We start from the raw sequence: 13,323 nt of genomic DNA on the forward strand, positions 1-13,323 counted from the left end.
CGCCGGCCTAGTGGTGGCCTGAGGGCTGGCGCAGTTCTACGGTCACCGCTTCGCGCGCGGCGCCTGCGCCGACGCTGGTGATCGCCAGGGTCTTTTCGTTCCTCATCCCGCGCAGATAGGGGTGCCAGACCTTGGCCGTGATCGCGCCGGCGGGCACGTCCCGGACCGTCACCACCCCGTTTGCATCGGTCTTGGCGGCGTAGGCCGTGTCGACGACGCGGATGAAGCTGACCATGTTGTCGTGGATGTTGCAGCCGATGGCCACGACGCCCGCCGCGTTCATCTTCGCCGTCCGGTTCTCTTCGTGGCCGTAGAGCTTGATCTCGAACTTGTTGCCCGGCGAAAAGGAATAGACGTGGTGCCGGACCTTATCGAGGTTCGGAAACTGCACGTCCGCGCCGACGGGGACGACCAGCATGAACGGGCTGAACTGGATATTCTGCTGCGCGACCCGATAGGCCCAGGGGAACTTGATTGGACCCTTAGTCGGCTGGCCGTTCGGATAGACCATGATCACGGCGTCCGGGACAGGCTTTCCGTCAGCGCCGCGCACCGAGACGGTGAGGTCGCCGGCATGGGCGTACCCAGCGACAGACAGAGCGATGAGGAATGTCGCCAAGCGCTTCATGCATCGAGCTATAGCGAAGCGCCTATGAAATCGCCGTTAACGCAGGCTTCCTCGAATGTTCAAGCCCGCCGGAAAGTTGGTGGAGATCATCTTTTCGGAAACCTTCTGTAAAAACTTTGGATAACAAGGTCTGAACGTCCGATGCGGGACGTGGGACTCGCGATCGGCTCTCTTGGAGGGGGCTATGAAGCGATTTTCAGCAGCGACTATTCTCTTGGCCACGGCTTTGGCGGGCGGGGCGTCGGCCGGCGAGGTCGAGACCGGTGGGAAACTGCTTCTAACCCACGGCGTCAGCGCGCTTGAGGGCGGCGCGGGCGGCGGTCTGGCGAACTGGGCAGTGATCGCCGGCGGTGCGACCAATCGCGGCGTCGGCGGCGAGGTTCACTACACGCATGTCGGCGTCGACGACTACAAGCTGGGCGCTTACGGCGCAGCGGTCGGTTATCGTGATCGCGTGGAACTCTCGGCGACCCAGCAGGTGTTCGACACCGGCGCGACCGGCGCCAAGCTTGGTCTGGGGCGTGGCTTCAAGTTCAAGCAGACCGTTATCGGCGCCAAGGTGCGGGTTATGGGCGATGCGGTCTATGACCAGGACCGCTGGCTGCCGCAGATCGCGGTCGGGGCGCAGTACAAGGACAATAATCAGGACGCGGTTGTCCGGGCCGTCGGCGCCAAGAAGGACAGCGGGGTCGACTACTATGTCGCCGCGACCAAGATCCTGCTCGACAAGTCTCTGGTGCTGAGCGGCGCTGTCCGCCTCACCAAGGCCAACCAGACGGGGCTGCTCGGGTTCGGTGGGACCGATGGTTACAAGCCGCAGTTCGAAGGCTCGGCAGGCTACCTCCTGAGCAAACGGCTGGTGGTCGGCGCCGAGTATCGGACCAAGCCCAGCAACCTGGCGTTCGCCAAGGAGGACGACTGGATGGACCTGTTCGCGGCCTACGCCATCAATAAAAACCTGTCGGTGACCGCCGCCTATGTGGATCTCGGCGACATCGCCACCTTCAAGAACCAGCGCGGCGTCTATCTGTCGCTTCAGGCCGGATTCTAAGGAGAACGACCATGAAGACCGTCAAAGCGCTCGTCCTTGCCAGCGCCGCCACCATGCTCCTCGCCGGCGCAGCCTTGGCGCAGGACGCCACGCCGACCGGCGAAAAGCCGGTTGATCCCTATACCCAGTCGCCCGCCAACGCCGGCGCTGCGCCGCTGTCCGATCCGGCGACCTTCCAGGCCTTCAACGGCAAGGAGGGTCTTGCGCGGATCGCCTCTGACCTCGTCGATCGCAGCGTCGCCGATCCGAGGATCAAGGAGATCTTTGCGACCACTGACGTCCCGCGTCTGAAGCGGACCCTGACCGAGCAGTTCTGCTACGTGCTGGGCGGTGGCTGCGTCTATACCGGCCGTGACATGGCGGCGGTTCACAAGGACATGGGCGTCACCAACAAGGACTTCAACGCCCTGGTCGAGAACCTGCAGTGGGCGATGGACAAGGAGGGCGTGCCCTTCGCCGTCCAGAACAAGCTGCTGGCCAAGCTGGCTCCCATGCAGCGCAAGGTGGTCGAGCGGTAGGGCCGCTCCGCACTTGAAATGCCTGGCGCTGACGCGGATATGAGGCCCCCAACAGGAGGCCTCGCCCGTGACCGCAACCCTCGATGACGCCCGCGCGGCGCTGGACCGCATCGCCGACCCGACCAGCGGGCAGGGGCTGGTCACGGCCGGTCTGGTTCAGGGTCTCGTCGTCCGCAACGGCCGCGCCGGCTTCATGCTGGAGGTCCCCGCCAGCGTCGTCGCGTCCTACGCCCCGGTGCGCGAAGCCGCCGAGAAGGCTCTGGCCGCCCTGTCGGGGGTCGAGCAGGCCCAGGTGGTGCTGACCGCCCAGGCGGCCGAAGGTGCGACCCGCGTTCGCAAGGGCGCCAAGATCACCGAGGACCCCCAGGCCCGCATGGCCCCGCCGCCCGAGGCGGAGAAGCCCAAGCATGTGCGCCACGTCATCGCGGTCGCCTCGGGCAAGGGCGGCGTGGGGAAGTCGACCGTCTCCACCAATCTCGCCGTGGCCTTCGCCAGGATGGGGCTGCGCGTCGGCCTCCTGGACGCCGACATCTACGGCCCCTCGGCCCCCAAGATGATGGGCGTCGACGGCGATCCGCTGTTCGAGAACGAGAAGCTGCAACCGCTGGAGGCCCATGGCGTCAAGCTGATGTCGATCGGCTTCATCGTCGATGAGGGCAAGGCGATGATCTGGCGCGGCCCGATGGCCTCGTCGGCCGTGCGCCAGATGATCCACGACGTGGCCTGGGGTTCGGAGGCGCAGCCGCTCGACGTGCTGGTCGTCGACCTGCCGCCCGGTACGGGCGACGTTCAGCTGACCCTGGTGCAGAAGCTCCGCATCGACGGCGCGGTGCTGGTCACGACGCCGCAGGAGATCGCCCTGATCGACGCGCGCCGGGCGGCCTCGATGTTCGAAAAGACCGCGACGCCGATCCTGGGTCTGATCGAGAACATGGCCTTCTTCGCCGATCCCTCGACCGGCGCGCCGATCCCGATCTTCGGCGAGGGCGGCGGGGTGGCTGAGGCCGCGCGTCTGAACGTGCCGCTGCTGGGCCGGGTGCCCATCGAGATCGCCGTCCGGCTGGGCGGCGACGAGGGCGTGCCGGCGGTGATCGGCGAACCCAAGGGGCAGGCCGCGCAGGTGTTCGTCGGCGCCGCCCAGCAGCTTTGGGAAGCGATCGGCTAAGCGACAAGAAGCCCGCCTGGATCACTCCAGGCGGGCTTCTTGCTTCAGCGATGTCCAGCCTTAGAAGCTGAAGCGCGCGCCAGCCGCCAGTACCACGGCCGAGCCTTCGACATCGCCGCGCAGGCGGACGGTCGAGCTGGTCGCCGTGACGTCGGTGCGGTTGATCTGGCTCTTGTCGAACGCGATGTAGCTGAGCGCTGCGTCGAGCTTCAGGTTCTCGGTCGCGGCCCAGGTCGCGCCGGTGGCGTACATCATGCGATCGCCGTCCGGCACGCGAGCGGTGCGGCCAAGCTCCGGTGTCGGGGTCGGGTCATACTGGACGCCCGCCCGCAGGGTCAGGCGGGGCGAGGCCTGGTAGTCGACACCAGCGGCGTAGGTGGTGATGTCCTTGTAGTCCTGGATGCTGGTCGAGCCGCCGCCGGCGAAGGTCACGCGGATGGCGTCGAACTCGCTCCAGCCTACGCGACTGACCGAGCCGTTCAGGGTCCACTGGTCGTTCACCGCCCAGCGCGCGCCCAGGTTGGCGATCCAGGGCAGGGTGATCTTGGCCTGGCCGTCGACGGTGAAGTTGTTGGCGGCGGGAATCGGGGCCAGGAGGCCCGAGACCTTCACCGTCCCGTCCAGCTTGTGGTCGATCTTACTGCGGTAGCTGGCGCCGATGGTCAGGCTCTTGGACGGGTGCAGTTGAGCGCCGACCGTGTAGCCGTAAGCCCAGCCGTCGCCCTTCAGCGACTGCGAGCCGTCGGGCTGCAGCGGTGAGATGTTGGGCAGGGCGTTGGTCAGTTCGGCGTCGGCGTACATCGCCGTGACGCCCACGCCCAGGTCCAGCATGTCGTTGACGCGATAGGCGACGACGCCGTCGACGTTCACCGTCCGCAGCTGCGACTTCAGCGCGTCATAGCGGGTCCAGCTATCGGGGTTGTATTCGGTGGTGAAGTTGTAGGGCGCAGCGACCGACAGGCCCAGCGAGAGCTTGTCGTTGAGCTTCCAGGCGCCGCCCAGGTTCGGGACGATCCCGTCGTTGATCGGATCGAAGGCGATGCTTGCGCCGCCCACCGGGGTGGTCAGGCCGGCCGGCGGAACCGGGCGGGTGATGGTCGAGCCGGTGTTGGTGACCTTCGAGTCGACCTGGATCGCGTTCAGGCCGAAATAGGCTTCGCTGCGGGCGATGCCGGCGATCGAGGCCGGGTTCCACCACAGGCTGCCGACGCCCTTGTCAGCGACTTCGCCGGAATAGGCGCGACCGGCGCCGCGGACCGATTGTTCCTGCAGGTAGAAGGCCGACGCCGAGGCCTGGGAAGCGGCGACGAGCGCCACGAAAGCCACGCCGACGGCGAGGCGGGTACGCGTAACAGACATTTTCACGAGTGACCTTCTTGGGGAGGAGGAGGTCCGCCGGGCGCCGGCTGGCGCTCGAGGAGCGCCGCCTGTAACGCATTCAGTCAAATAGCGTTGCTATTATTGATCTTGGCCGTGAATTTTGTCTGCCGCGTAAAAGAAACGGGGGCTGAAAGCCCCCGTATCAATCACTGTTCTGTCAAATATTGATCGAACGTTGCTTTTCGATCTTTGTTTTATTTGAGGCCGTATCAGCCGCCGGCCATCTTGCGGAAGAACTTCTGACCCTGCTCGCCGCCGTTGAAATAGGCCTTCTGGCCGTCCTCGGCGGTGATCTTGTCCCAGCTGTCACGGACTTCCTCGGCCGACAGGCCGCCTTCGCCCAGATAGACGCCTTCGGTCTCGTAGATGCGCGACAGGGCGAACGCGCCGGCGCCGGCGGTCAGGATCGCGCCCGTCGGAGCCTCGTCCGAGCAGAGATAGACCACGCCCGGCGTCACATATTCCGGGGCCAGCTTGGCCAGCACTTCCGGCGGCATCAGGCCTTCGGTCATACGGGTGGCCGCGACCGGGCTGATGGCGTTGATCTTGACGTCGTTCTTGGCGCCTTCGAGCTTGAGGGTGTTCATCAGGCCCAGCACCGCCATCTTGGCCGCGCCGTAGTTGCTCTGGCCAAAGTTGCCGTACATGCCCGACGACGAGGTCGTCACGACGATGCGGCCGTAGTTCTGGGCCTTCATGATGTCCCACACCGCCTTGATCGGCTTGAAGGTGCCGAAGACGTGGACCTGCATGACCGCTTCGAAGTCGGCCAGCTCCATCTTGGTCAGGGTACGGTCGCGCAGGATGCCAGCGTTGGCGATCAGGATGTCGATGCGGCCCCAGGTGTCCATGGCCTGCTTGACCATATTGGCCACGCCCGCGTCGTCGGTGACCGACGAGCCGTTGGCGATGGCTTCGCCGCCGAAGGCCTTGATCTCCTCGACCACCTTCTGGGCCGCTTCGGAGCCGCCGCCCGATCCGTCGACGCTGCCGCCCAGGTCGTTGACCACGACCTTGGCACCGCGACGCGCCAATTCCAGGGCGTGCTGTCGGCCAAGGCCGCCGCCGGCGCCCGTCACGATCGCCACCTTGCCGTCGAAGCGGATGTCCGCCATGCCGAAGTCTCCCTCAAACGTGTGTTTGGTTTGGCGCGTTTGTGCGGCGCGGGAGAGGGCAGGTCAAGGAGTAGAGTGTGCGTGAACACGACCCGTTGCTAATGGCCGATTGCTTTGGCCACCATCACGTCCTGTCAGGGCGACTGGCATTAAGGCAATATCGGACCGAGGCGGCCCTAGAAGCGTTTGGCACGGCCTTACGGCATGTACGTGCCATGCTTCGCGTTGAGCCCGTCTCCGTTTTGAGTATCCGAGACCACGCGATTTGCTGGTGGCAGCTTGCCGTTGCGCACCAGCAGGCGGGCGAGATCGGTGAAGCCTATGATGCGTTTGATGTAGCGCGAGACGAGTACGAGCGTCTTATTAAGATTGAAGGTGTCATAGGTAGAAGTGCGGGAGAATTTGTCGAATTTCTGAGGGATTTTGCTTGCTTTACCGCACTCGACGATAATCAAATTGACGCATCTTTGTTGCTGAGAGACGCAGTTGACATTTGCAAGGTACGCTTACGTGACAAATGCGCTTGCCCCGTAAGGGCGGATCAGTTGCAGAAGACCATATTTCTTCTAAGAAAAATAGCAGCGCCCCAATGAAAGACGCCGCGCAGTGTCCCGCGCGGCGTTTCAAAGAGGTGTGGGCTGAGGGCGGGCCTTAGGCCTTCTTCTTGGCTCCGCCGGCCACCGGCGGGGTCGGCTTGTCGCGCTTCACGCCGGCCTTTTGGCCGGGCTTCATGAACTTCACCAGCACGCGCTGGCCGACCAGCAGCGGGGCGCCGTCGGCGCTGACCACCACCTCGACGACGCGCTCGTCGCTGCGCTGGCTGGGATCGTCCGAGGCCAGCTTGCGGGCGCCGAACACGGCGGCGCGGCGCAGGACCTTGCCGACATAGGTCTTGTCCGGATCTCCTTCAGGCTGGATCTCGACTTCCTGGCCGATGGTCACGTTCGGGATGTCGGCCTCGACGATCTCGGCGCGGGCGATGCGCTGGGTGTTCGGCTCAAGGTCGAACATGGCCGTCACGTTCAGGGTCGAGGCGCCCGAGCCCGGATTAGCCTGGCGGCGGGCGATGCGGCCGTCGGCCGGCGCGCGGATCACCGTCAGTTCCTGGTTGTAACTGGCTTGGGCGAGCTGGGCCGAGGCGACGCTGATCTGGGCCTGCTGGGTGCCGATATTGGCCTGCGCCTGGGCGATCTGGTCGCGGGCGGCGTCCAGCTTCTGGGCCGCCACATAGTTCGCGCCGGCCAGGCCCTGCAGGCGGTTGAACTCGCGCTGTGCCGTGCGCAACTGCACTTGGTAGAGCGCCAGCTGCGCCTTGGCCGACGAGAGGTTCGCCGCCGCCGTCTGGGCGGCCAGGCGGACGTCGTCGTCCTCCTGCTTGGCCAGGGGCTGACCCTTGGTGACGATGTCGCCTTCCTGCACGAAGACTTCGCGCACGATGCCCGGGCGGCGCGCGGCCACCTGGATCACGCCGCCTTCGACGTCGGCCTTGCCCTGGGCGATGGCCGCGTAGGGGGAGGGCTCTTCTTGGGCGGCGGCGGCCTCAAGCTTCTTCTTTTTTTCGGCCTGCTGGCCCTTGGCGTAGAAGAAGCCGCCGCCGAGCACGAGCACGACGACCAGGATGATGTAGAAGGCGGGTCGGCGCAAAAAGCCGGGCATGTGCAAATTCCCCCAGAAAATCAGTGGCTGAGCGGCGCAGGATTGGCGTCGGGCGTTCGCCGCACGTCGTCCAGGATCCGGCCGTCTTCGATGTGGATGACGCGGTCGGCATAGGCTTCAAGCCGCGGGTCGTGGGTCACGCAGATCACCGCCGCGCCACGGACGGAGGCCGCCTCGCGCAGAAGGCGGATGACGACCTGGCCGTTCTCGCCGTCGAGGGCCGAGGTCGGCTCGTCGGCGAAGATCAGGTTCGGGTTCTTGGCGAGGGCGCGGGCGATGGCGACGCGCTGCTTTTCACCGCCCGACAACTCTGACGGACGCTGGTTGACGCGCGGGCCAAGGCCCACCGACTCCAGCGCCGCCTGGGCGCGACGGGCCTGCTCGCCGGGTGTGGCGCCCTGGTACTTCAGCGCGGTCATCACCTGCTGCTTGGCGGTGAGGGCCGGGAACAGGTTGAAGCCCTGGAAGATGAAGCCGCAGTGGTCCAGGCGGAACTTGTCGATCTTGCCGCTGGACAGGGCCCAAAGGTCCTTGGCCTCAAGGGCCGAGACCTTGCCTTCGTCCGGCTTCAACAGGCCCGACAGGGCGGCCACCAGGGTCGACTTGCCCGAACCAGACGGCCCCATGACCATGGTCACGTCGCCGTGCTTGGCGTCGAAGTCGATGCCCTTGAGCACCTCGATGTACGAGCGGCCGGTCTTGAAGCGCTTGACCAGGCCCTTGGCTTGCAGGGCGGTTTCGCCACGCTTGTGCGCGTTGTCACGGGTCATCGCAGCAGGTCCGCAGGTTGGCTGTTCTTGAGGACGCCGAGCGACAGGAAGCCCGACAGCATGGCGATGGCGACGAGGAAGCCCGCGACGATGGCGATGAGGACGGGCGGGAAGTACATCGGCACGCCGCCCATGGCCGCCAACAGCGAGACGCCCCAGGTCAGCAGGCCCGCGGCGAAGACGCCGACGATCCCGACCCAGAAGCTCAGCTCCATGACGATGTTGCGCAGGTCGCCCATCGACACGCCCAGGGCGCGTAGGGAGGCGAACTCCTTGATGTTGGCCATGATGGCGCCGCGCAGGGTCTGCCAGGTGATGGCCACGCCGATCAGCAGGCCCAGGAACGCCGAGAAGCCCAGCATGATGCCGATGATCTGATCGTCCAGCATCGCGCTGGAGTTGGCGTCGGCCAGTTCCTGGCGGGTCCAGGCGCGGAACTTGCCGTCGGCCTTCTTGTTCAGCTGGGCGGCGACGATCTCCGCGCGGGATGGGTCGCTGATTTCGACCATCAGCGGGCCGACGCGCTGGCCGGTGTCGGCCTCGCCCAGCATCCGCAGCGTGTCGCGGGACATGACCAGCGTCGGCTGGATGATGTTGGGATAACCCGTTGTCACCACAGCGATATTGATGGTCTTGCCGTTGTAGAGCGCCTTGTCGCCCTTCTTGACGCCCAGGCGCTTGAGGGCGGTCTGGTCGACGGCGACCGCAAAGGGGCGGCGCAGGGCTTCGACCATTTCAGGCGTGTAGTCCGTGGGCACGGTCACGTAACCCGGGATCGCGTCGATCACGGTCACGTTGACGAACTCGGTCTTGCGACCGCCACCCTGCGGCGGCGCCTTGCCGCCCTTGGCCGCCGCCTTGGTGCGAGCCTCGATCTTGGCCTGCTCCTCGGGAGACAGAATGTTCTGGAAGCGACCGCCAGAACCGTCGAGCGGCGCGACCTGGGTCACCTCAGGATGGCTGTAGACGAGAGGGATCATCCGGCGTGGCAGGCCCGAAGGGCCGCCGAACAGCGCCTTGGCGCCCGGGCCCAGCACCATGATGTCGGCGCGCGCGCGGTCGATCTGGGCGGTGAAACCCTTGCCGATGCCGACGAACATGCCGACCTGCGCCAGCACCAGAAGGCCTGAAAAGGCCAAGGCGACGACAGCCGCCATGTAACGACGCCACTCGTATAGAAGTGTGGCCAAGGCCAACGACATTTGCGGACTCGTGCTCCCCCAATCGACGGTTGCAGCAATGAACGGCGATCGCCGAGCGGCCAAGTTAAATCGGGGTAAGGCGCATTTCGGGGCTGAAATAGTCCTGGCCGGCCGCGTCGAAGCGCAGACCGCGTCCATCGCCAGGCGGCGCGCGCCCTTCGGTAAGCGGCTTATGACTTAGGCGCCTTGCGGGCTGGTTAACCATTCCTTACGCAAGGCGCTTGCGTGCGACGCCGCAGTTGGTGTCAATCTCGCCCCTTGGTCGGCGTCGCGGGGGCGTCGCCTCATTGTAAGGTCTTCGTCTTGATGTTCCGTCCCGAGAACGTTCAGGCCCTGGCGGGTCTGGCGCTCACCCTGGGCCTCTGCTGGCTCGTTTCCGAGAATCGCAAGCGGTTTCCCTGGGGCCTGGCCATCGGCGCCGTCGTCATTCAGGTGATGCTGGTGCTGGTGCTGTTCGGCTTGCCGCAGGCCCAGCAGATGCTGCGCGGCGTCAACGGCGCGGTCGAAGGCCTCGGCGCCTCGACCCAGGCGGGCACCGCCTTCGTGTTCGGCTTCCTGGCCGGCGGCGACCAGCCCTATACGGTCAGTAATCCAGGCGCGGGCTTCATCTTCGCCTTCCGCGTGATGCCGGTGATCCTGGTGGTCTGCGCCCTTTCCGCGCTGCTGTGGCACTGGCGGATCCTCAAGTGGCTGGCCCAGGGCTTTGGCTTCGTGTTCCAGAAGACGCTGGGCCTGCGCGGTCCGCCGGCCCTGGCCACCGCCGCCACCATCTTCATGGGACAGGTCGAAGGCCCGATCTTCATCCGCGCCTATCTCGACAAGCTGAGCCGCTCGGAATTGTTCATGCTGATCGCGGTCGGGATGGCCTGCGTCTCGGGCTCGACCATGGTCGCATACGCGACGATCCTGGCCGACGTGCTGCCCAACGCCGCCGCCCACGTGCTCACCGCCTCGATCATCTCGGCCCCGGCCGGCGTGCTGCTGGCGCGCATCATCGTCCCGTCCGACCCGATGGAGAAGGGCGCTGATCTCGACCTCGCCGCCGAGGACAAGACCTATGGCAGCTCGATCGACGCGGTCATGAAGGGCACCACCGACGGCCTGCAGATCGCCCTGAACGTGGGCGCGACCCTGATCGTCTTCGTGGCCCTGGCCACCATGGTCGACAAGATCCTCGGCGCCTTCCCGCCGGTGGGCGGCGAGCCGCTGAGCATCGCGCGCGGCCTGGGCGTGATCTTCGCCCCGCTGGCCTGGTCGATGGGTATTCCGTGGAAGGAAGCGGGCACGGCCGGTGGTCTGCTGGGCGTGAAGCTGATCCTGACCGAATTCACCGCCTTCATTCAGCTGTCAAAGGTGGGCGAGAGTCTGCTGGACGAGCGCACCCGCATGATCATGACCTATGCCCTGTGCGGCTTCGCCAATATCGGTTCGGTGGGCATGAACGTCGCCGGCTTCTCGGTTCTGGTGCCCCAGCGCCGACAGGAAGTGCTGGGCCTGGTCTGGAAGGCGATGATGGCCGGCTTCCTCGCCACCTGCCTGACCGCTTCGCTGGTCGGCCTGATGCCGCGGAGCCTGTTCGGGCTGTAACCCGCTTTCCTTCCGCTACGAAAACCAAGCATCCTCCCGGTCAAAAGCCGGGAGGATTTCTTTTGAAGCTCTACGATTGCCTGCGAGCCCCCAATCCTCGGCGCGTCCGGTGGTTCATGGCCGAGAAGGGGGTCGATGACGTCGAGATCGTCACCCTGTCGATCATGGGCGGCGAGCACAGGTCGCCGGAGTATCGGGGTAAGGCCGGTCTGGCCCATGTGCCAGCGTTGGAACTCGATGACGGGACGGTGATCACCGAGTCGGTCGCGATCTGCCGCTATCTCGAGAGCGTCTATCCCGAGCCGAACATGTTCGGGCGCGACGCCAAGGAGGCCGCGATCATCGAGATGTGGCTGCGGCGCACCGAGATGATGGTCGCCACGCCGATGATGCAGGGCGTTCGCCACAGCCACCCTGGGATGGCGGCGCTGGAGGCGCAGGTGCCCGAGGTGGCCGCCTATAATCTTGAGAGCGTCCGAAAGAGTCTGAAGGTGCTGGACGATCGTCTGGCCGACAGCCCGTTCATCGCAGCCGACCGCGTCACGATCGTCGACGTCGTGGCGGTCACTAGCCTGGATTTCGGGCGCATGATCAAGTGGCGGCCGGATCCGGCCCTGGTCCACGTCAATCGCTGGTTCGACGCCATGCTGGCCCGGCCCGCAGCCCAGGCCGGCATGACGGCCTGACGACTATCGCGAACGGAGCTTCTTGATCACGCCCGAGAAGTTCAGCATCGGGCTGGAGCCCGTCGAGATCAGGCCGCGTACGAACAAGAGCGAACCGCCGGCGCGAACGACCTCGCCGGTGGCGGTGACCAGGTCGCCGGGCCGGGCGGGGCCGACGAACTCGCCGTTCAGGCTGACGGTGACGGCGTGGGCCCCGGCGAGGTCGCGCCAGGCGATCGCGAACAGGCAGAAGTCGGCGAAGGTCATCATGCAGCCGCCGTGCATGAAGCCGCCGCCGTTCATGTGCTTGGGCTCGGCGCGGAAGGCGCAGGTCACGCGGCCGGCTTCATCCTCGCGGAAATAGAAGGGGCCGGACTGGTCCTCGAACGGGTCCATCCCCTGCCAGGTGCGCCAGCCGGCCCATTCGCCGGTCTCGACCCGTCGCGAGCTGCTGGAATTCTCGGCCCCGCCGTCCATGTCGTCTCTCCGAAACTTATCAGGGTTCAGTTAGAGGCGCCGTGTCGCACGCGCAAGCCGCGCCTCGCGTTCGAGCGCGATCCGTGGCATGGCGAAGCGCATGACGACCCCGATCCAAGACACCATCCTCTCCCAGCTGGCGGCGCTGCCCGCCGGCAAGTCGATCGACCCGATGAACGTCGCCAAGGCGATCCAGCCCGAACGCTGGCAGCAGCAGCTGGGCCACGTGCGCACCAACGCGATCGAGCTGGCCCGTGAGGGCAAGGTCGTGATCCTGCGTCACAACAAGCCGGTCAACCCTGAGAAATTTCGCGGCGTCTATCGCATCCGCCTGCGCATGGAAGGCGACCCGACCAGTTTCGAAGAGACGGCCGGCGACGAAGACTAGTCGCTGCGCGAGTTCGTCTTGAAAAGAAACTGAGTCCGTGGCCTATGGTCTCCCAAACTAGGGAGACCCTCGATGCTCATCTACGGCTCGTCGCTATCGCCGTTCGTCCGCAAGACCATGGTGTTCGCCACCGAAAAGGGCCTGGCGTTCGACAACAAGGTGGTCCGGCTGGGCCAGCCCGACACCGAGTTCGACGCCTGCAGCCCGTTCGGTAAGATCCCGGGCTTCCAGGATGGCGACTTCAAGATCTCCGACTCATCGGCGATCATCACCTATCTCGACGCGGCCCATCCTGAGCCGAACCTGATCCCGACCGAGCCGAAGGCGCGCGCCTGGACCGTCTGGTACGAGGAGTACGCCGACTCGATCTTCGTCGGCGCGGCGGGGCCGATCTTCTTCAACCGGGTGGTGGGGCCGCGCTTCATGGGCGCGGAGCCCGATCAGGCGGCGATCGACAAGGGGATCAACGTCGCCATGCCGCCGGTGCTCGACTATCTGGAGCGCACGATCCCGGCGAGCGGCTTCCTGGTTGAAGACCGTTTCACCCTGGCCGACATCGCCGTGGCCAGTCCGTTCGTGAACCTGGAGCACGCCGGCTTCGACTTCGCCAAGTGGCCCAAGGCCAAGGCCTATGCCGACGCCATCCTGGCGCGGCCGTCGTTCGCGGACATCATCAAGCGCGAGCGCCGGATGCTGGGGTCTTAAGGCGCCGCTTGGGGCG

General features: G+C 65.8%; 15 protein-coding genes. 7 read left to right on the forward strand and 8 right to left on the reverse strand.

All coding sequences use genetic code 11. The annotated features are described in order from the left end of the window. Positions 1-7: 7 nt before the first annotated feature. Entirely contained in the window at positions 8-619 is a 612-nt protein-coding gene (locus tag ACT53N_RS14955; RefSeq protein WP_476064632.1) for a cupredoxin domain-containing protein, read from the reverse strand. A gap of 193 nt (positions 620-812) precedes the next feature. On the opposite strand from ACT53N_RS14955, the gene ACT53N_RS14960 reads away from it, so the two are divergent. From ACT53N_RS14960 to ACT53N_RS14970, 3 genes are all read left to right on the forward strand, one after another. Beyond that, on the forward strand, positions 813-1,679 hold the full coding sequence (locus ACT53N_RS14960) for a DUF3034 family protein (RefSeq protein WP_476064633.1): 867 nt from the start codon (positions 813-815) through the stop codon (positions 1,677-1,679). 11 nt (positions 1,680-1,690) lie between these two features. Continuing rightward, positions 1,691-2,197: a group I truncated hemoglobin gene (locus ACT53N_RS14965; protein ID WP_476064634.1), complete on the forward strand. Its 507-nt coding sequence runs from the start codon at positions 1,691-1,693 to the stop codon at positions 2,195-2,197. 67 nt (positions 2,198-2,264) lie between these two features. Beyond that, a complete protein-coding gene (locus tag ACT53N_RS14970; protein ID WP_476064635.1) occupies positions 2,265-3,362 on the forward strand; it encodes an Mrp/NBP35 family ATP-binding protein in 1,098 nt (365 codons plus the stop codon). A gap of 60 nt (positions 3,363-3,422) precedes the next feature. Here the strand turns inward: ACT53N_RS14970 and ACT53N_RS14975 are convergent, their stop codons facing one another. The 6 genes from ACT53N_RS14975 to ACT53N_RS15000 form a co-directional block, all read right to left on the reverse strand. Further along, positions 3,423-4,721 (reverse strand): outer membrane protein transport protein, encoded by a 1,299-nt coding sequence (locus ACT53N_RS14975; RefSeq protein ID WP_476064636.1) that lies wholly within the window; start codon positions 4,719-4,721, stop codon positions 3,423-3,425. Positions 4,722-4,951: 230 nt separating this feature from the next. Further along, positions 4,952-5,857 (reverse strand): SDR family NAD(P)-dependent oxidoreductase, encoded by a 906-nt coding sequence (locus ACT53N_RS14980; RefSeq protein ID WP_476064637.1) that lies wholly within the window; start codon positions 5,855-5,857, stop codon positions 4,952-4,954. Positions 5,858-6,054: 197 nt separating this feature from the next. Beyond that, the gene (locus ACT53N_RS14985) at positions 6,055-6,312 is read right to left on the reverse strand and encodes a hypothetical protein (protein ID WP_476064638.1); all 258 of its coding nucleotides are present in this window, start codon (positions 6,310-6,312) and stop codon (positions 6,055-6,057) included. A gap of 196 nt (positions 6,313-6,508) precedes the next feature. Beyond that, positions 6,509-7,513 carry an HlyD family secretion protein gene (locus tag ACT53N_RS14990; RefSeq protein WP_476064639.1) on the reverse strand — a complete coding sequence of 335 codons (1,005 nt, stop codon included), beginning with the start codon at positions 7,511-7,513 and terminating at the stop codon, positions 6,509-6,511. A gap of 20 nt (positions 7,514-7,533) precedes the next feature. After that, a complete protein-coding gene (locus tag ACT53N_RS14995) occupies positions 7,534-8,283 on the reverse strand; it encodes an ABC transporter ATP-binding protein (RefSeq protein WP_476064640.1) in 750 nt (249 codons plus the stop codon). Beyond that, the gene (locus ACT53N_RS15000; RefSeq protein ID WP_476064641.1) at positions 8,280-9,485 is read right to left on the reverse strand and encodes an ABC transporter permease; all 1,206 of its coding nucleotides are present in this window, start codon (positions 9,483-9,485) and stop codon (positions 8,280-8,282) included. The genes ACT53N_RS14995 and ACT53N_RS15000 overlap by 4 nt, the downstream gene beginning before the upstream one ends. Positions 9,486-9,791: 306 nt before the next feature. Here ACT53N_RS15000 and ACT53N_RS15005 point away from each other — a divergent pair, with 306 nt between their 5' ends. Next, positions 9,792-11,072, forward strand: coding sequence for a NupC/NupG family nucleoside CNT transporter (locus ACT53N_RS15005; RefSeq protein WP_476064642.1), 1,281 nt, complete (start codon positions 9,792-9,794; stop codon positions 11,070-11,072). A gap of 62 nt (positions 11,073-11,134) precedes the next feature. Further along, on the forward strand, positions 11,135-11,758 hold the full coding sequence (locus ACT53N_RS15010) for a glutathione S-transferase family protein (RefSeq protein WP_476064643.1): 624 nt from the start codon (positions 11,135-11,137) through the stop codon (positions 11,756-11,758). A 3-nt stretch (positions 11,759-11,761) separates the two neighbouring features. Here the strand turns inward: ACT53N_RS15010 and ACT53N_RS15015 are convergent, their stop codons facing one another. Continuing rightward, positions 11,762-12,214, reverse strand: a complete 453-nt coding sequence (locus tag ACT53N_RS15015; protein ID WP_476064644.1) for a PaaI family thioesterase — start codon at positions 12,212-12,214, stop codon at positions 11,762-11,764. A 100-nt stretch (positions 12,215-12,314) separates the two neighbouring features. Between ACT53N_RS15015 and ACT53N_RS15020 the strand changes: the two genes are divergently transcribed. Both ACT53N_RS15020 and ACT53N_RS15025 read left to right on the forward strand, forming a co-directional pair. Continuing rightward, complete coding sequence (locus tag ACT53N_RS15020) at positions 12,315-12,602, forward strand: DUF3253 domain-containing protein (RefSeq protein ID WP_476064645.1); 288 nt, start codon at positions 12,315-12,317, stop codon at positions 12,600-12,602. Between the two features lie 72 nt (positions 12,603-12,674). Then, on the forward strand, positions 12,675-13,307 hold the full coding sequence (locus ACT53N_RS15025) for a glutathione S-transferase family protein (RefSeq protein ID WP_476064646.1): 633 nt from the start codon (positions 12,675-12,677) through the stop codon (positions 13,305-13,307). The last annotated feature ends 16 nt before the right edge of the window (positions 13,308-13,323 follow it).

This window comes from Caulobacter sp. DMC95 (assembly GCF_056313785.1).